This is a genomic window from Gracilimonas sp. (assembly GCF_017641085.1).
Classification (GTDB): domain Bacteria; phylum Bacteroidota; class Rhodothermia; order Balneolales; family Balneolaceae; genus Gracilimonas.
Genome location: NZ_JAEPPI010000001.1, coordinates 1220773 through 1238787 on the forward strand (window position 1 = coordinate 1220773; position 18015 = coordinate 1238787).

At 43.2% G+C, this 18015-nt stretch carries 14 protein-coding genes; 2 read left to right on the forward strand and 12 right to left on the reverse strand.

Annotated features, from left to right (window positions below):
* Both JJ941_RS05310 and JJ941_RS05315 read left to right on the forward strand, forming a co-directional pair.
* Entirely contained in the window at positions 1-546 is a 546-nt protein-coding gene (locus JJ941_RS05310) for a YceI family protein (protein WP_290962619.1), read from the forward strand.
* Between the two features lies 1 nt (position 547).
* A complete protein-coding gene (locus tag JJ941_RS05315) occupies positions 548-1420 on the forward strand; it encodes a DUF5777 family beta-barrel protein (RefSeq protein WP_290962620.1) in 873 nt (290 codons plus the stop codon).
* Positions 1421-1426: 6 nt separating this feature from the next.
* Here the strand turns inward: JJ941_RS05315 and JJ941_RS05320 are convergent, their stop codons facing one another.
* The 12 genes from JJ941_RS05320 to JJ941_RS05375 form a co-directional block, all read right to left on the reverse strand.
* Positions 1427-1768, reverse strand: coding sequence for a TM2 domain-containing protein (locus tag JJ941_RS05320; RefSeq protein WP_290962621.1), 342 nt, complete (start codon positions 1766-1768; stop codon positions 1427-1429).
* Positions 1761-2069 (reverse strand): DUF2752 domain-containing protein, encoded by a 309-nt coding sequence (locus JJ941_RS05325; RefSeq protein ID WP_290962622.1) that lies wholly within the window; start codon positions 2067-2069, stop codon positions 1761-1763. The genes JJ941_RS05320 and JJ941_RS05325 overlap by 8 nt, the downstream gene beginning before the upstream one ends.
* Positions 2070-2101: 32 nt before the next feature.
* Positions 2102-5950, reverse strand: a complete 3849-nt coding sequence (locus JJ941_RS05330) for a DUF2194 domain-containing protein (protein WP_290962623.1) — start codon at positions 5948-5950, stop codon at positions 2102-2104.
* Between the two features lie 70 nt (positions 5951-6020).
* Entirely contained in the window at positions 6021-8078 is a 2058-nt protein-coding gene (locus tag JJ941_RS05335; RefSeq protein ID WP_290962624.1) for a hypothetical protein, read from the reverse strand.
* A complete protein-coding gene (locus JJ941_RS05340; protein ID WP_290962625.1) occupies positions 8075-8908 on the reverse strand; it encodes an endo alpha-1,4 polygalactosaminidase in 834 nt (277 codons plus the stop codon). Before JJ941_RS05340 ends, JJ941_RS05335 begins: the two co-directional genes overlap by 4 nt.
* Positions 8909-8934: 26 nt before the next feature.
* Positions 8935-10560 (reverse strand): HD domain-containing phosphohydrolase, encoded by a 1626-nt coding sequence (locus tag JJ941_RS05345; RefSeq protein WP_290962626.1) that lies wholly within the window; start codon positions 10558-10560, stop codon positions 8935-8937.
* Positions 10561-10569: 9 nt separating this feature from the next.
* Entirely contained in the window at positions 10570-12204 is a 1635-nt protein-coding gene (locus tag JJ941_RS05350; RefSeq protein ID WP_290962627.1) for a hypothetical protein, read from the reverse strand.
* The gene (pelF, locus tag JJ941_RS05355) at positions 12197-13780 is read right to left on the reverse strand and encodes a GT4 family glycosyltransferase PelF (protein WP_290962628.1); all 1584 of its coding nucleotides are present in this window, start codon (positions 13778-13780) and stop codon (positions 12197-12199) included. The genes JJ941_RS05350 and pelF overlap by 8 nt, the downstream gene beginning before the upstream one ends.
* A complete protein-coding gene (locus JJ941_RS05360; protein ID WP_290962629.1) occupies positions 13777-14967 on the reverse strand; it encodes a DUF3492 domain-containing protein in 1191 nt (396 codons plus the stop codon). Before JJ941_RS05360 ends, pelF begins: the two co-directional genes overlap by 4 nt.
* A gap of 9 nt (positions 14968-14976) precedes the next feature.
* Entirely contained in the window at positions 14977-15912 is a 936-nt protein-coding gene (locus JJ941_RS05365; protein ID WP_290962630.1) for a response regulator, read from the reverse strand.
* 12 nt (positions 15913-15924) lie between these two features.
* Entirely contained in the window at positions 15925-17067 is a 1143-nt protein-coding gene (locus JJ941_RS05370; protein ID WP_290962631.1) for a hybrid sensor histidine kinase/response regulator, read from the reverse strand.
* Between the two features lie 216 nt (positions 17068-17283).
* Positions 17284-18006, reverse strand: a complete 723-nt coding sequence (locus tag JJ941_RS05375) for a PspC domain-containing protein (RefSeq protein ID WP_290962632.1) — start codon at positions 18004-18006, stop codon at positions 17284-17286.
* Positions 18007-18015 lie beyond the last annotated feature (9 nt).

Below are 18015 nucleotides of genomic sequence, written 5' to 3' on the forward strand. Positions count from 1 at the left end.
ATGAAGAAATTTACAACAACGCTCATTTTACTCTTTGGATTTATTGCGACGGCTTCAGCTCAGTCTTACATGACTGAGGAAGGCACGGCTATCTTTCATTCCAGAGTTCCGCTACACACATTTTCCGGTAATTCAGAGAACCTGACAGGACTCATAAACCTAAGCAATAACAAAGTTGACTTCTATATCGACTTAACGACCCTGGAAACAGGCATCGAAAAAAGAGATCGCGATATGAAGGAAACCCTGGAAACAAAGAAATACCCTTTTGCGGAATTTTTCGGGGAATTGGTTTCAGATTTTAACCCGGACACAACGGCCGAACAACCAGTAAAAGTGAAGGGAGATTTCAAGATTCATGGCGTGAGCCGGGAGGTCACCATTGACGGTACCCTTCAAATGAAACCGGAAGGGCTGTTGGTGAAAGCCAGTTGGATATTACGTCTCGAGGATTACGATATCGTCCCTCCCAGCCTGCTTTTTGTAAAAGTGGATCAGGAACAGGAAATTGAAATTGAAGCACTATTAAAACCGGTAGAAGATTAATATGGTTATTCGAAAAACAACACTTATCACACTGGTATTTCTTTTTGGCAGCTATTCCTTAAGCGCCCAGGTTCTGGAACGAAAAAGAGCGGTGCAGGACGGACCGGTTGAAGACATTTTTCTTGCGGGAAGTATTGCCGGTTTAAGTACAGTTACAGCTCTGCCCAAAAAGAATATGAACAGCATGGTAATGCACAATTTTGGTCTGGTATCGGGTGGAATTGAAGATTTTTACGGCTTGGACGGAGGAGCGGCCGTTCGGTTAGGTATCGACTATGGCGTAACGGATAAGCTCGATATCGGGATTGGCCGGACCGGGATTGAAGACGTTGTTGATCTGCGTGCCAAGTACGTTATTCTTGAACAATTGAAGTCGGACAAAGTGCCTGTGCAAATAGCCATCAAAGGTGATTTGGGAATCTCTACCCAAAAAGAAAGGCGTTTTGATTATACCTTTACCGAGCGGCTAAATTATTTCACTTCTGTGATGGTTGCCCGGAAATTTAACGACAAGCTGAGCCTGCAGGTTTCTCCAATGCTTTCCCACTTTAATACCGTAGTGAAAGAGCAGAATAACGGTAAGTTGTACAACACCATAGTTGGCCTTGGAATAGCCGGTCGGTATAAGTTAAACAACCGGAATGCACTCGCATTCGAATATCTACCCGTGTTGGGAAACAGAAACCCGAACACCAAAGATCATGTTGCCGTCTCTTTCGAAATCGATACCGGCGGGCATGTTTTTCAGCTCTTTTTTATGAGTGGACGGTGGTTCACCGAACAACACCTGCTTGCCCGTACCGATACCAATATTCTGGACCTGGATTTCCGGTTCGGTTTTAATATAAACCGTTTCTTTGGTCTGGGTAAATAAACCGTCTTATACGTACGACTGTATTTCCTTCGCTACGCCACGGTTATACTGAAAGGCCATGTCTTTGTAATTCACCAAATCTACAATGGTCCCGATTAAGCAAAGTCCACCGGTAAAGATGTACAGGATGCCCATCCCGATTTGATTCAATAAAAGACGATGCACACCTGCAATCAGGAAAAAACCAAGAATACAGGTAATTAAAACCGTTTGCGGGTCTTTTCTTCGTGAACGGTACACAGATGCAAACTTAGAAGCCTGTTCGTCTGATAAGTCTGAAAGTAATTTCCCGACGTATAGTGATTCGTCCCCTTCTATTTCCGGTAAATGATCTATAACATTAGCCATGCTGTTCCTTATTCGTAGTTAGTTTTGATTCTTGATAAAGTTCTTTCCAAATGTAAATGATTCTTCCTGAGAGGATGAAAACGGCTGCCGGTCCGGCGAAATGGGCTTGCAACGCGGCTTCAAAATTCCCCCTGAATGTGTAGGATACCGAATGCCCCAAACCCTCACCGGGACAATAATCAATGCCAATCCAATCAAAAAAGCAGAGTGAGGTTCCTGTATTTTCAGGACTCATAAGTGCGAGTAACACAAGTCCGGCACTGAACACAAACCACTCCAAATGTTTTCTTATAAAGCACATATCCCGACTACGCATCTTATTAGGTTAAGTTTCTAATTTCTGGGTCTTAACTTTCTGGGAAAGTAATGAGAAATAGTGAAGAAAAACCGATTTGATCGATACACGTCGCTGGTGGATATCTCACTTCCAATACTGATCTGCCAGAAGTTTTTGAATTTATGTTCGAGCTGAATTCTTCCTGAGTAAAAGAAGCCTTCTCTTCGTTCGTGTTTACCAAAAATCTCACCCGTAAGCTGAGTACGATAATCAAAGTTATCGGGGTTGCGGTACCTGAAATCAAGTCCAATACCCTGGGCAAAATATTGATCGGGGGTGTAATATGGTATACCTGATAAGAAGCTTTCTGTAGCATCGGCATAACTCACTTCACCCACAGGCCTGACCCTGAATTTGGTCTCCATTAAATCAAGGAACAGTCGGATTTGCCCTCCGTACCTGAACACATCATTGGTATAATATTTACCGGTTGCTGACAGGGCGCTTACTACGTTCCCACTAAAAAAATAATCCTGCCGGTACAGCTGAAGCTGAGCCTGATAGTAGTCGTTTTGGAGTGAAGTGGACGTGAGCTCAGCCCCTCCTGTTAACTCAATGGAAGTAAATGCTGAGTCTTTGCTGAAACTCATTCCGATGAGTCCTTCAGGAATGAATTCACTGCCATCAACCAGTACGGTTGGGCCTATTCGAAATTCAAACTGTTGATTATCAGATCGATGTGTAAATTGATATCCCCCACCCTGATAATTTAATGTTCCATTTCCGGTAAGGTTATCATCTGAAAAAACCAGGTACTCTGATTTGATAGTGTGAGTGTTCTGTCTTCGGTTTCCAAATTGAACAGAAAGTCCTCCACGGGCAAAGGTGTTGTCGAAGTTATCGTTTCTGTATTCTCCAAACAGGGAAGCTCTTACGCCTTCTGTCCATCTGTATTCGTCCCTGATTGACTTCCGCTGATCGGGGTCAAAGAACTTCGGGTATTTTCGGAAGAAGCTTTTTTTCATTTCATACGGTTTAAAGCCAATTTCATTTCTGATCAGCGTATCGGCAGCCAGTCCTTTTTCCCGGCCATTTTCAAAGAGCGGATATAAAGTGTTGTACGACTGCTCTTCAAAACCTTCATAAAATAAATTAGACCCAACAAAAGATCGGAGATCGGCATTGTCAGGATCGTTGGTTACCAGCTCGTTGGCTTTGGCCAGATACAGTGCATCCAGATTGAGCTGTGAAAGCCAGAATAGCTTTAACTGCTCTTCAAAGTCCGGAGCGTTATTGGCCCAGAACAAAGCTCTCTCATACTCATTGGCTTCAAAACCGTACATGAGCGCTAAGTTGGAAGCAAACGGGGTAAGTTGATCATAGGCGTAATCGGGAAACTCTTCCACAAGAGCCATCGTGCTGTCCGGGCTTGCATAATAAATAGATCGCTGAACGGTGAAGGCATATAGGGAATCTGTTTGGGGACGCATATCCAACAGCTTCCGCAAATTCTTTTTCATTTCCGGCCAGTTTTCCTGCGATTCAATGGACTTTGTATAACTCAGCAGCGTCTCATAGTCGTCGGGGGCAAGCTCTAAGGCCCTCAATCTCCACCGGCGTTCAAAGTCTTCACCAAAGAGCCCAAGTGCGGCTACAACCTGATTCTTAAGTGCTATAACTTTACCCGAACGATGTACTTCCCATAATCTTTCCAGGAAAAGTTCAGCCCGGGACTGCATCCCTTCCCAACCGTAATAAGTTAACAGGCGATCAATATCATCCTGAACCCACACATCATTCCGCAATAGTCGATCTTCAAGAATATCAATGGCGCGGGAAATCTGATTGAATTCTACGCTTAACGAAATAAGCTGTTCCTGATTTGCAACCGTTGGATTTTGCCGCCACGTCCTAACAGCATCTTCCATCCGTGTATCCCGCCAATTACCTGAATCGAAGACAGAACCATCGGATGCAATGAGGCTATACTGACGAAAGTTATCGATTTGATCTCTGACCAGGCTATTGACGAACTGCCGGTCATAGTAAAAACTCTTATCAAAATTGGGGACGAAAAACACATCAGTTGAAACTTTGAACTGATAGAGATATCCATCCCAAATTCCGGTTCTGCTGTAGCTCAGGCCTTGTTTGTTCAGGGTGCTCTCCACTTCCCTAACCTGCTCTTGGGTAACATACATGTACCAGTGTGTGTTATCATTTGGAAACTTTGGTACGTAATTATTTCTGTATCCGGTATTAATTTTGATGGACGGGCCGTCTAAGGAATAGTTGGAAAGCCGCTGCCTCCAGTCTTCGGTTTTTTTGCCCCCCAGTGTTGCAGCTACAAATCTATTATTGGGATAGTGTTGGTATGTGTGTTTGACTCTTCGGCTTAAAAGCTGATATAAACCATACCCGTATTCCGGATCTGATTTCCAGCCAAGTCCCAAAGGATTTCGACTCGAGAATTCGTCTTCTCTCCGCTGGGTAACCTGAAAAACATCATCGGGATGCACAAAATGATTCCAGATTCCGGTAAGCAGTTGCAGGCCATGCTGATCCATCAGGGAATTCTCATTCATGGTAAAACCACTGCTTATCCGGGGGTAGTTGAATAAGGCCGATGGAGCATAGGGATCAGGGTCAAATTCCCGTCCCCGCCCTTCTGAACGATCCCCAAAATAGAGAGAACTCATATATTCAATACTCGGCATACCTTTTACAATAGCCTGGATGCCAATGGAATCTATTTGATTTGTTGGGGGCACATAATTTGTTGGTAAAGGCCCTAAACCATCAATCCTCCATCGCTTGCGGGCCGCCTGAAGCGCCGACACCATGAAGTTCATATTATCCCAATCCTCGGACCACAGCGAAAAGTGATTATACCCATGAAATGCCAGTTCGTGGCGGGTGTTTTTTATACTGTTGGCCAGAAAAATACTCCCCTGTATAATTTTGTCGTTAAAGATAATGGAGCCCTGCCTCCATTCCTGGAAGTCGAAAGGCGGCACTACATTCGCATTATAATTGAATGCGGTCATTGCTGAGTAAGTAATATCGAAAGAATCGGCTAAGGCTACCATATCCGGCCACCAGATTTTACTTACAAACTCGGTGTGTGTAACATCATACTCTTCATCAATGGGTGGCAGCTTTTCGTTATACAGTGGTGCGGGGAAGTCATCCAGAAAAATTGTACTCACATCGGCCACCTGATATGGAATTCCCTGCAATCCCCGGAGTATGGAAGAGAAAAGAATTCCCCGATAAATCTTTCCTCCAACCACAAAACTGTTCACCGTAACTACTTCACCCAGCCCAATTTTATTCGAAATAATGAAAGGTTGATCAGGATCCGTTGCAGTACTTGCTAAAATCGAGATATCGTCGCTGAAGTCTTTCCTATCCAATCCATAATGAGGCAGCAATCCGTTTGGATTATATTGCCTGTTCTGCATTCCCGGAAAAGCGTCTCCCTTTAACCGGAAACCCACATTTATAGAATCTGCGTCAAAGTTAGCATCCTGTTTAATGCCCTGCAGAAACGAAAAACGAGGGTTATTAATCGGCCCGATAACTACAAGGGAATTCCCACGCGTAACAAACTCAACTATCTCCTCAATCTCAGCATCCGATAACTCCTGAATACGCTCAGAGGTCACGATCAGGCTTCGTACCGACTGTGGAATGGCAAATTCCTGGGTTAAAATTCCAAAGTCGATGGTGAAATAGGGAATCTTGGTGTAATCGAGTGCCTTCTGAACCTGCTCGGATACCTCAGCACTGAAACCACTTCCCTGATTCTTAATCACCATTACTAAAGGAGAGTTAGATGATACTTCAATCCCGGAAAATCCTCTGAACGAACCGTTTTGCTGGCAGCCTGATACTATAGCCACAGAGATTACCATGAACGCCAATGCTGCGCTTTGAATAAACCCGGTAGTTCTGGTTCTAAAGTTCGGTTTGTTATTTGAAGAGTCGTGCTGCACGTCCTTCCTCTGTTGGATAAATATTTCTTAAAACTCCGCCTATAGTAGATTCATCGTCCCTATTTACGATTTCATAAACAATGGCCTCTTCGGTTTCATAATATACTCTGACTTTCCTTCCTTCAAGCTGTCGAAATGTTACCAGCCATTGCTCAATATCTCTCATTGTATTCTGAGCATCATACAAAATTCCCTGCTGAATAGAGCCGTAAGGTGGCTTTTCAACAAACAGAAAGATGCTGGCAGGTGGTACTTCCTGTACTTCCGGGCGTTGATCGTCAGGTACCATTAAATATTGCTGGTACAGGGAATCAATTACACCATAATTATTAAGAAAAAACTGATAGTTCATGAAAAAGTGCCGGTTCTTAGCCAGCTCACGATCCAGTTCCGGTCCTACCGTTGCGTAAGTATAAGGTATTCGCTCATTGATGATATTGTAATAGGCGTTGAAAAAGCCGTTAGGTTCTGTTTTTGGAAGCTTACTGCTTTTGCGCAGCCCTCCCTGATATGCAAATAGAAAAACCACAACACCTAAAGTTATTATCGGCATGACATAAGGGGTGATTTTCTCAACAGGCTTAATTATCCATTCCAGAAAAATGAATATTGAGCACATACTCAACCCAAAGAAAATGCAGATCAACATCCCGTAAAAACTGTTAAGCTGATCAGGGTCGATATACACGTATTGATAATCGAAAAAAGGTGTGTACAAGTATGAGATGCATACAAAAAGCATCAGAAATACCATCTCATCCCCAATTCGTTTCTTTTGTTGAACAAAAAGCCGGATCAGGAATCCTGCAAATAAAATTATACCAGCATAGAAATATATCAGGCTTAACTCCTCAATGGGTATAATCAAATCGGTGGTAAAGCTGAATACCTGGGTATTAAATAGCTGATCCTGAAAGAAAGTACCAACACTCAGTCCTGAGGCCAGGCAATAAATGATATACGGAGCCAACGTCAGCACATAAATTGATATCAGGTAGAGTGTAATTTTTCCAAACCGTTTGAAGAAATACTTTTTAGGGATAGATAGAATCCCGACTAACATAAACGGCAGCAACACCATCAACAGTACAAATACGTTTGTGAGGCCCGTTGCCACTATTCCCATGAAAATATAGAACCAGGGTGTTTTCCCGCCCGACCGTATATTGCGGAGAAAGAACAGCATGGTAGGCAATGCAAAACATAAGGAGAACGAAAGGGATGTCAGTTCAGATTCGAGCTCCATCGAAACCGGCAGGAACAGTGTCGGAAACACTGCATAGATAAGAGCTGAAAGCAAAGCTGCAGATTGGTGCCTTCTTTTTGTAAGATCCCGCATTACCCAGAAAATGATAACGGCCAGGAAAAAGCTGATCAAAGCACCGATAATGTGTAGTATCATTTCCGGGCTTACCTGTGTAATAGTACTGAAGAAATTGATAATGGAGTGCATTCCCTTGGGCGTGGGATAACCGGAGAAGTATTCCTGAAGGCTCAGCCCTTTTACCGCATCCAATTCAAAATACCACACCCTGCTGAACGGTGCTGAATTCTGAATGGACGGTATAATTCTAAGCACCGAGGCTAAAATACCTATCCCTACAGCAGCAATGGAATATGGGTTTTCTGGGTTAATGGGAGGTTTCTTAAAAATTCGTTGTTTGAAATCGGCCCAGTTCAGGTTCTTTACTTTTTCAATAAACAGAACGTGGTTGGCTACAATACGGTTTTCGCCCCGGTTAAAAATATCTGTTACCGTACTTCCCTCCCATTTGCGTTTAAAGAAATGAACCAGCAGCGGCAGCATCAAAAGACAAAACAGAATACTGATGAAATCATAGATATGGAGATTCACCAGCATAAAGGTTCCAATGATGATCAAACCACCCAAACCCACCCAGGAAAATACTATACGATCAATTCCCCTTTTATTTCCGGCGTGTTCAAAAAACAAGGGGGTCACAAAACCAAATACAAAGAGGAAACTGATGGTAAGCCTGATCACCGAGAATATGGCTTGAATATCGTAGCTCATGAGCTCCCGGATTTCAGGGTGTTGGCAACTGAATCGGGCTGCACGGGCAGTTCACTCAAACCAATATTGCTAATAAAGTATGGGCGCCCTAAAGTATCCAGGCGGGCTTTAATTTGCTTTCTTTTGGTATCAGAATCAGCAAAACCTACAATAAAATACGGCTTACCGCTTTGGGTGGAATAGTGGTTCAAATATTCAAGCCGGTCGTTGAATTCTGCAGCAGACCGTATCCGATACCGTTTATTTTCAAAGTCATAGTCGGATGCGAGTGCCTCGGTTAAAAAAGCGTCAACATCATCGCCGGTCTCTCCCAGTAAAAAAGCTCCTGCATTCTGGATGATCGTCAACCCGGGGTATCGCTGCCTGATTCCCTCGATCAGCTGAACCATGTAGGGCTGTAAATGTGCGCGTTCTGTGTTCGGAGCTACGGCATCAACGGTATCGAGGAACAGACCATCTACACCTTTTTCCGTGATGGCCGGCAAAACTTCTGTTAAAATGACCCGCCGGGCTTCAGTACTTTCCAGGTCGATAAAAAAACTATTCCAGTTTTCATTTTTCCCCAGAAAACCGATTTCGGCTAAACGGGGATAATACCAGCGGTTAGCATCCACTTCTCCAAGCGTGACATAGGCAATAATCTTTGTGCCGGTTGCACGCAAAGCGTCCATTTCTTCCTCGGTATAAAAATCCGGCTCTATAATTACCATGCGGTAATTCTGCACCTGTTCCGGTGTTACCTTAGCATAACAAACCCCAAATGGAGTGTGATCTGCCATCGAAAAGGAAGCCTGTTTCGTGTTGTTACACTGTGTAAAAAGAAGTGCCATTATGCAAATTGCTGAAAAATTCAGTTTCATTCTTCAACACCTAACCTCACACATTCTTGCCATCCTAAGGCCTGTAAAAGCTGAATGGCCGTTGGAATCAATACCATATCAAATTCCACATCGGCACGTTCCATCAGGTTCTTCGATAATAACTCGAGCCATTCGTCGTCGGTTTTGGAGTCATCACCGGCATATGTTTCTACGAAATCCACCACAAACTCAAACAAGCCGATAATTTTCCCCGTCCACGGAATGCTTTCAGATTTCAACCCGGAAGGAGAACCGTTTCCGTTTACCCATTCGTGGTGGGTTTTTATTCCCTCAAGCACATCACGGTGTATCGAGAGCTGCTCAACCAAGTTAGCCCCAATGAGAGGATGTGAAAGCTCACCTCCAATTGTTTTACCCGGCTCAATACTTATAGCCCCCACATAGCCGATATCATGAAGCTTGGCTGTTTTGATGATAATCTCCATCTCGTCATCTTCCAGACCAAAAAACATTCCGAATCGCTGCACAAAAGCAACCATTCTTGGGGTGTGAAAACGGGTTTTCTCCCGGCTTTGCTCGATGGCGCGTAACATCTTGTAATAACCATCCATAAGCTGATCTGAGAAATGCTCATTTTTATACCGGTAGTCAAAGAGGTTGGCCAGCGACAGTCCGATTTCTTCTAACAGTCCTTCAACATCAAGCTTTCCTCCTTTGTCGGTTTTCTCAACCATTAGAAATCCTGAATGATGCTCTCCGTTAAAATACTCGACATCAACCTGCTTACCCCACTGTTTTAGAAACTCTTGTCCGAATTCGGTAGCCGAGAGATTGCCGTCACTATCTTTATAGAGGGCTTTTTCTCCTTCAGCCGTAAAATAACCGGCTACTTTTTCCTTCATACCAATAGAGGCAAGCAATTTATGCCCGCCCGGGGTAAACTCAACGATACATCCGGATTCTACTTTTCTTCCATTAACTACATACCTCAGCATAATCTGGGCAACCCCTTCCGTATTCAACTTCCCGCTGCCCAAATCCGAAACTACATCGTCGATTTTCTGCTCATATTCGCGCTGCGGGTTACTCTCTTCATCATCGAGGTTGATGAGCCAGTTGGCCAGCAATCTACCCACAATCGATAGTTTTGGGGTGATTTGATCCGGGCTTTTCGTGTACGGACCTGCGCAGTATATCCCCCATTGCTCTCCATCCTTTTTAAACAGAGGAATATGCTCGCACTGTCCGATGGAATGTGATGCTATCCCTTGCTCTTTAAACACCTCATCCATGCTCATTTTCTTTTCAAGGTTCTGCAACTGGTACTCGAAATCTTTTATGTATTCTTTCTGCTGTTGTGATTGTTTGTGAGGCTCTTGTTCTTCGTTTTTATCACGCAGTATGTTCCTGGTAAGCACATGTCGCCGGTCGAGCACCAATTTATCGCCCTGCAATCTATACACAAAATGTACGGGGGCCCGGTACAGCAAATCCATCCAGTTTACGATATCGCCGAATGAGGGACTTTCTTTTCGCGACAGGTGTTCAGCCGATAACTCCCAGAATTCAAGCTGTTGCTCGGTTCCGAAAGCCTCCATAGAGAAAGCCTTGCTAAGCCGATTGCCCACAGTATGTATGTAACTTCGAACGTCTTTAATCATAGGGATACCTCAATATGCAGAGTAATAGAAATAATCGAGATGTTTAAAAAATCTTTTTGCCAAAATTCCGGTGGATATACCAAATACCAGCGATCCGGCAATCAGGCCAATAACAGCATATTCTAAACCAAAAATACGGCTGCATAAAAATCCGGTTATAAAATTCACAAACAGTGAACCAATCATGGAATACATTACCATTTCGGGCCGGTTCAAAGTGAAAAAGAACAGGCTGTTCAACAATCCATATATCAAAAATAAATAGCCGATACTTGCCAGCCAAAAGACCTTAAAGGTCATCGGGTTGGCGAAAAAATCTGAAATCTCGGGTACTTCATTTTCAAAAATACGCAGGCTCAATACTCCATAATACGTAATCAAGATAGATATCCCGCCGACCACCAATAGCAACAAAATCTGTTTGATATAGAACCTCCTGAAAAAGCGGTTAAAAAGTTTAAGCTTTGAAATAACGGCTTTTTTCTGAGCGGGAATCAGGTTCAGTGAAAAAGAATGAACGCTATACTCAAGCATGGCAATGGTAATAACCAGACTTATTAGTGCCCAGTCCATCCCCAATTCGTATGGGGTGTTAAACCAAATGATGTATTCAGGCGGAGGCGGGCCGGCCGACCATGCCATTAACCGATCCATGAACAGGAAGGTGAAGTAGCAAAATCCATACACAAAGTAGCGATAGGTATTGTAATAACTTACCTCTCCCTCCGGTAATGATTGTTTAAAGAGTTCCTGACGAAGGGACCTGATCTTCAGCTTATAATAAATGAATGCATAGCCGGAGATTATGACGGTAGCTGTTAAAATCCCTAACCATTGAGACAGGTAAATTCCGAGTCCGGCAAAATCCATCCCAAATATCACAAAAATGGTACCTGATACAATCCCCATCAAAATCATAAACCGTTGCTCGGTAGCAAATAGTACGGATGCTGAAAGCAGAAGCAGCGAGATCAATACCATGTAAATCATGGACAAAATGATGAGCTGTTGCGGGTAGAAGGGCAAGATCAGGTTGATCCCAAAGATGACTAAAGCGGAAATAAACACAAATGGAATCCCGATTTTCATCACGGCGATGGTAGCTTTTGCTGCCAGGTAATAATTACCCTCTCCCTTATACTTGGACACCAGTCGGCCCAACGTTTGAATAAATCCACCAGTTAGAATGAAGGAAAGCATGGTACCCAATGCGACTACAGTTGCCTGTGCCTCATTAAAATCGAACCAGGCCCATAGTGCATACTCAAATACAATAATGGCAATGATTTGTGAAAGCATAGGCATGGAAAAAACCATCCCTGCCGTGTAATGTTTGGCAAATAGCTTGAGCGTACGCCCTATACCTCCAAACTTAAACTCATCAACATCTTCCTCTGCATCCCCGGCAGCTTCTTTTTCCTTCTTTTTAATCCGGTTGTACACTTCGTTGCCAAGGTCAAAAACAGAATCGTAGCCATAATCGGTTTTGGCATCTACATTTCGAACCCCGAGAGATTCAATGGTAGCGGCTACCGCCCATTTACTGATTGGGTTTCCAATCAGATCATACACTCGCTCAGTTATATCCTGAACGGCTTCAGCCTTAGCAGGACGTTCAAGCTGTATTTGATCATGCTCAGGCATACTCAAACTCCTTTTCTTTCACATGGTCTAACAACTTCAGCACCGATTTAACCTTAACGCGTTCTTTCCACGGCGAACGTTCTTTGGCGGCGAGCTTCGTGTAGGAGTCGTAATACGCATTCACCGACTTTTCTGTTGTGAATGTAAGCAATACACGGTCCCGGGCTTTCCTGCCCAGCTCAAGCCGTAAATCATCGTCAATTAGCAATGTAACCACCCCTTTTGCAATATCTTGCGGATCGCGTGGCTTGCATAAAATTCCACACCCTTCAAGGGCGTCCCGTATCCCTCCCACATCGGTGGCCACAACCGGACGGCCACAGCTCATAGATTCAATCACGGTGTACGGGAATCCTTCCGAGATGGAAGTTAAAATGGAGATATCGCCTTCATTGAAAATCATACTGGGCTGATCGTGGAATCCCCCAAATTGAAAAGTGTCCTCCAGCTGCAATTCTGAAACCAACGCCTTGCACCTGGCTACATATTCTTTATCCACTTCAAGACTTCCATATACCTTGAATTGAACCTCCGGGATCTCTTTTCGAACGATATCAGCAGCTCTGATCATCGTCTCGATATCTTTTAAGGGAAAAACCTGAGCTACAGCGATCACAGTTGGCACGCCCTGTGTTTGCCTTGGTTTTGGGGTTGGCTTAAACAGATCCGTATTCACCCCGTTGTAAATAGGTATTATATTTTCCTCAGCCGCCTCAAACCGTTTTTCCCAATCCTTGTTAGCTGTTGTAACCGGCGAAATCTGGTCGGCAGTATAATACACTGCCCGGCTTACCATGGTTGAAAGATCCACGAGTAATTTTTTTGAAAAGAAAGGCATATCGGCCTGCCCTACATTGATCAATCGCTCCCGCATATACACCCCGTGATCGGTTACCATGCTTGGGATGCCTTTCTCGTATTTAGCAGCAATGGAGATTAGCGCAGGGAAACCGGCCAGGGTTGCATGGGTAACATCTATTTCATCCGAAATGGGTGCCGCAACGGGCATTAAAAAATGATACAACCAGCGCATGCCAAAGGTAATGTCAAATACCCGGGGCTGTTCGTTATACGACAAATCAGACGCTTCAAAATTGTTAATGAGCGACTGTTTAAACCCGGTCCACAATAAAGGCTGCCTCAGGGTTTGTTTGTAGTCGTAGTATTGAAAGTATTTCCAAAGCCCATACAGGATATCACTGATGCGCTGTACATCGGTATAAGGATCAAAAAGGCATTCGATGAAGTCTTCAAAAATAGGCTTGAAATAGGTGTTAATGACCTTCTTAGATACCCGCGACTTCTTTTCAATTTGATAAGAAAACGGACGGCGGTCATCGTAATAGTCTGAGGGCTCATCAACTCCCCACAGAGGTATGTGAGTTATCCTTCGTATGTTTTCAGGCAGTCGATACCGGGTTTCAACATAGGGATTACCGGTAATGGCCAACAGTTCAAAATCTACCTTCTCTACCAGCTCTGTGCACAAGATATGCGACCATGTAGACACACCGCCCCCGCTGTAAGGATATGAACCTTCAGTCTCGAACAGCACATATGGTTTGTCTTTGCTCACTCTTCTGCTGCTTCCTCCACCCGGCTCATATTCTTCATTAATGTCTCATAGTCAGAAAATATCTGTTCCCAGGTATGATTTTCTTTTACCCTTTCAAATCGGGTATTAACGTACCGATTAAAATGTAGCCGATTATTCCAAAGCCTTGTTATTTTTCCCGCCAGGCCTTCCAAAGAAGAACCAGGGGGCGAAACAAGGCCATATTTTTCGGTTAAATCACCTACACGAAACCCAACGGGTAACGCTTTATGAGCTAAAGCCTCTAACATTACCAGTGGCTGAGATTCGTTGTGGCTGGTTATCGACAAAAAATCAAAATCACTAAAAAAGTTTTTGGCTGGCTGGTTCCAAATACATTCCACTTCCGGATAATCCTTGCAAACAGATCTAACCTGCTTTTCAAGCTCGTTTTCATTGGCATCACTTAATAGCATTCGAAATTTAGGAGTGATACTGTGCCCTTTGAACCCATCCACCAACTCAAAAAAAGCAAGTGGATTCTTCATTTCTGCGCATCGCCCCACCCAACCAATTACCGGCCGATCCGCTCTGCTTTTCTCCGATCTGAGCCAGGAAGCCGGGATTCCGTTTGGGATATATATGATGTCCGTTGCGCCCAATTCTTTTTGATATGGAATATTCGATTCGGAAACCGTAACCACTTGCTCGGCATTCTTATACGTGTATAAAGCAAGTTCTTTGAAAGAGGACATCATATTGATTTTATCACGGCTGCCTTCTGGAATTTTATATCCGCATTCCAGCGCAACCGCTCCCATTTCGATCTCCTTCCAGTAAATGGCGTGTTCTGTCAATAGAAGCGGCGTGTCTATTTGATTAGCCAATCTACTACCCAGCCAACCGGCAAAACCGGTATTGGTTACATGTACAAGATCAAACTCTGAATCCGAAAGTGTATGGTTCGACAATGCCTGATCGTACCAATGTTCCAGGTGAGCTGAAGTATCACTTCCCAATTCAGGGGGTGAAATCCGGATGAAATCGTTGATATTGTCGGTTAAAGGATACAGTGCTTCAGAAGGGTTCAATCCCTGAAATTCATCCGTAGCGATCTGTAAGATTGTAAAATCAAATTCCTGCAAATGGCTAAGATAGCGGTAAACCCATTCGCTTACACCCCCTCTGTACCACGGATAGGTCCCTTCTATAATGAGCAGAACTTTCATATGATTAAATCAGGAGTTCGCTTTTTTATATAGCCGATATAGAATAGATCCCGATTGTTTAATTAACCTGGAGACAAGCTCAAACTCAGTGGATGAAAACAGCACCGACCGTTTCATTAGCAGTATGCCAAACATAGGGGCATCAGCCGGAACGTTCATATTATTCATTAACAGCTCCCGCTCACTTATCGCAAACAACGGTACCGTAATTTCTGCAGGCAGATCTTCTTTCTTGGAGAAATCCACAAAAAAGCCTTGCTCATCATTAAACACATGATTGCTCATGTAGGCTTCTTTGGATTCTTTAAGGAGCTCAAAGCTCTTCTGCCCGCTTATATCGGTAACGTTATCCGGTTTTATTGAATTTTTAGACTCCATAAATAATAATTTGGATTGGTCATCGTGTACCATCCAGAAGCCGGTAAATTTATTCGTAATGATTTCATTCAATCCATTACCCAGCGTTTTAACTGTATCAGAAAACGAACCGGAAATGGCCGTCTCCATCAACTTCATAACCAGCCGGTCTTTCTTTTTAGACTGATCTTCGTCCAGCCCGGTTATGCGTATATCCGTCACAATCTTCATTCGGATTATTTCGAGCACCCGTTCGCGGTCGTTATTCAAAAGTTCTTTTTTGATGAAATCAGCCGCACCCAAATCATAGGCTTTCTGCTCTTTCTCAACCGTTGGCAGGTTCGTCATTATTAAAACGGGAATTTTCTTCTTCTTCTCATCCAACCGAATAGACTCCAAAAATTCGAGCCCTGAAATTCCCGGCATATGGATATCTGAAAGAATAAGATTGACATCTTTTTCAGATAAAATATCAATGGCTTCCTGCACATTGTGCGCATTTAAAACAGTAAACTCGTTCTTAAGCAGGTTTTTGATCATGAAATGAATCGGTTCATCATCATCAATAACTAAAACCTTGTAATTCATAGACTTTCTAATTTATGCTAACTTTTCTTCTAAAGGTAAACTAATAAAAAACGTGGTGCCCTTATCCAATTCAGACTCAACCCAGATCTTTCCTTCATGCAGTTCAACATATAACTGTACAATATCTAAACCAAGTCCGGTTCCAACCTCACCATTGGTTCCATTTCGGGAAGGTTTATCGGGATTAGTGAATAAATCTTCTTGTAATTTCTCAGGGATCCCAATACCGGTGTCCTGCACTCTGATTTCCAAGCTGCCATTATTCTGGATTGCATGAACGACAACTTCTCCCCCTGAAGGAGTAAATTTCAGTGCATTCGAAACCAGGTTGTTGACGGCTATTTCTAATTTATTTTGATCAGCATCCAACTTAATTCCGGCCGGACTAACAGAATAATCCAGCTTTACGTTTTTAACCACCGACTTTGCCCTGTTCATGGAAACTACACGCTCAAATAATTCCGTAATTGACACGGTTGAATATTCCAGTTCTTCAGGCTCAATTTTCTTTGACTCCCGGTCAAGGACTTCCCTCACCAAATTCAAAAGATTGGTTCCACTTTCTTCAATTACAGAAAGCATTTGGGTTTGTTCCTCGGCTGTAATCTTATTGCTGTCCCTCATCAGTTTTACCAGCCCGATTATTCCGGTGAGTGGATTCTTTATATCGTGGCTTACCGTTCGTACCAAATCATCCTTTTTTTGGTTCAGCCTGCTCAACTCAATTTCACGTTCTCTTAAAATTTTTATGCGTTCATTAAGCTGCTTTTGAAGGGAGCGAATTTGCAGGTGTGTCTTAATTCTGGCCAGGGTTTCTTCTTTCTGAAAGGGCTTGGTAATGTAGTCCACCCCACCATATTTAAATCCCTGTACTTTATCTTCGGTATCTGATAGCGAGCTTAAAAATATAACCGGAGTATCTTCAAGCAGCTGATTTGATTTAATTCGCTTGACCACTTCAAATCCGCTGATGTCGGGCATCATGATATCGAGCAAAATTAAGTCCGGCTCATGTTTTTTTGCCAACTCTATAGCTTCATGTCCGTTTGAGGCTTCAATATATTCATAGCCCTCTTTCGTCAGTACATGAGATAGCAGACGAAGGTTGGCAGGCGTATCATCTACAATTAAGATTAAACTTTCTTTTGGCTTCAAGTGCTAACTTTTTTTGGGTTGAAACTGCCTTCACTAAAGAACAACATTTTGCTGAAAAGGTAGGCAGATTGAGAAAACCTTACTAATTAATTTACTTTATAAATATAACGGAAAAAGGCCTTCTGAATTAAAGAAGGCCTTGAGGAAATAACAAATAAAGTTGTGTTTTTTCAGCACTCAAAAGAAAAGTATCTGAGCGGAATAAATGAGGCTAAATTAGTAATCGAAGTCGTCCATCATTTCCACCGGCTCTTTAGGCATCGCCAAAGAAAGGCCGAAATAGACTAAAAGACTGGCGCCCCATCCCATGAAAAATGCTGCTACAAAAATAAACCGTACAACGGTAGCGCTGATACCAAAATACTTCGCCAGTCCTCCGCACACACCGGCCCATTTTTTATCAGACCTGGATTTCATCAACCTTTTAGAGTGACGGTATCCATAGCTGTCGATACCGCTGTATGATGTACTCTTACCGGATGATGATTTTGAATCGAGGGCGTTATTCAATTTAGCATTTGAGGAATAGGAACTTGATTCTGAACCGGGAATATCTGTATAAGAGCCTGAAGAGGCTGCCTTGGCCTTCTTTCTGGCCTTCTTAATTTTACGTGCTCTTTTTCGGTCACCAACAAAGAATCCAAAGCCTACCAGGGTAATCAAAGCTCCACCAATAATGGGTAAGCCAACGATAGCATCACTAACAAAATTTGCGAGACCTTCGCCAATCGGTAACCCAACCCACTGCACCATAAAAGTAATAGCTAAAAACAACATTACCATGCCTGAGATGGTGGCAATATTCCAAATGCTTTTGCCTGTGTCTTTTTCCTCTTCTTTAAGGAATTCCTGCATGGTTGAGTTTAACTCAAAATCGTTAAACTCCAAAGATGCGGTACCGGTTCTTGATGCTTGCTTTGTTCTAATTTTATCAGCCATAATATTTTT

Excerpts from the sequence above, each read along its gene's own strand:
- JJ941_RS05310 (WP_290962619.1), top strand. The coding sequence starts at position 1 with ATGAAGAAATTTACAACAACGCTCATTTTACTCTTTGGATTTATTGCG.
- JJ941_RS05315 (WP_290962620.1), top strand. The coding sequence starts at position 548 with ATGGTTATTCGAAAAACAACACTTATCACACTGGTATTTCTTTTTGGC.
- JJ941_RS05320 (WP_290962621.1), bottom strand. The coding sequence starts at position 1,768 with ATGGCTAATGTTATAGATCATTTACCGGAAATAGAAGGGGACGAATCA.
- JJ941_RS05325 (WP_290962622.1), bottom strand. The coding sequence starts at position 2,069 with ATGTGCTTTATAAGAAAACATTTGGAGTGGTTTGTGTTCAGTGCCGGA.
- JJ941_RS05335 (WP_290962624.1), bottom strand. The coding sequence starts at position 8,078 with ATGAGCTACGATATTCAAGCCATATTCTCGGTGATCAGGCTTACCATC.
- JJ941_RS05340 (WP_290962625.1), bottom strand. The coding sequence starts at position 8,908 with ATGGCACTTCTTTTTACACAGTGTAACAACACGAAACAGGCTTCCTTT.
- JJ941_RS05345 (WP_290962626.1), bottom strand. The coding sequence starts at position 10,560 with ATGATTAAAGACGTTCGAAGTTACATACATACTGTGGGCAATCGGCTT.
- JJ941_RS05350 (WP_290962627.1), bottom strand. The coding sequence starts at position 12,204 with ATGCCTGAGCATGATCAAATACAGCTTGAACGTCCTGCTAAGGCTGAA.
- JJ941_RS05360 (WP_290962629.1), bottom strand. The coding sequence starts at position 14,967 with ATGAAAGTTCTGCTCATTATAGAAGGGACCTATCCGTGGTACAGAGGG.
- JJ941_RS05365 (WP_290962630.1), bottom strand. The coding sequence starts at position 15,912 with ATGAATTACAAGGTTTTAGTTATTGATGATGATGAACCGATTCATTTC.
- JJ941_RS05375 (WP_290962632.1), bottom strand. The coding sequence starts at position 18,006 with ATGGCTGATAAAATTAGAACAAAGCAAGCATCAAGAACCGGTACCGCA.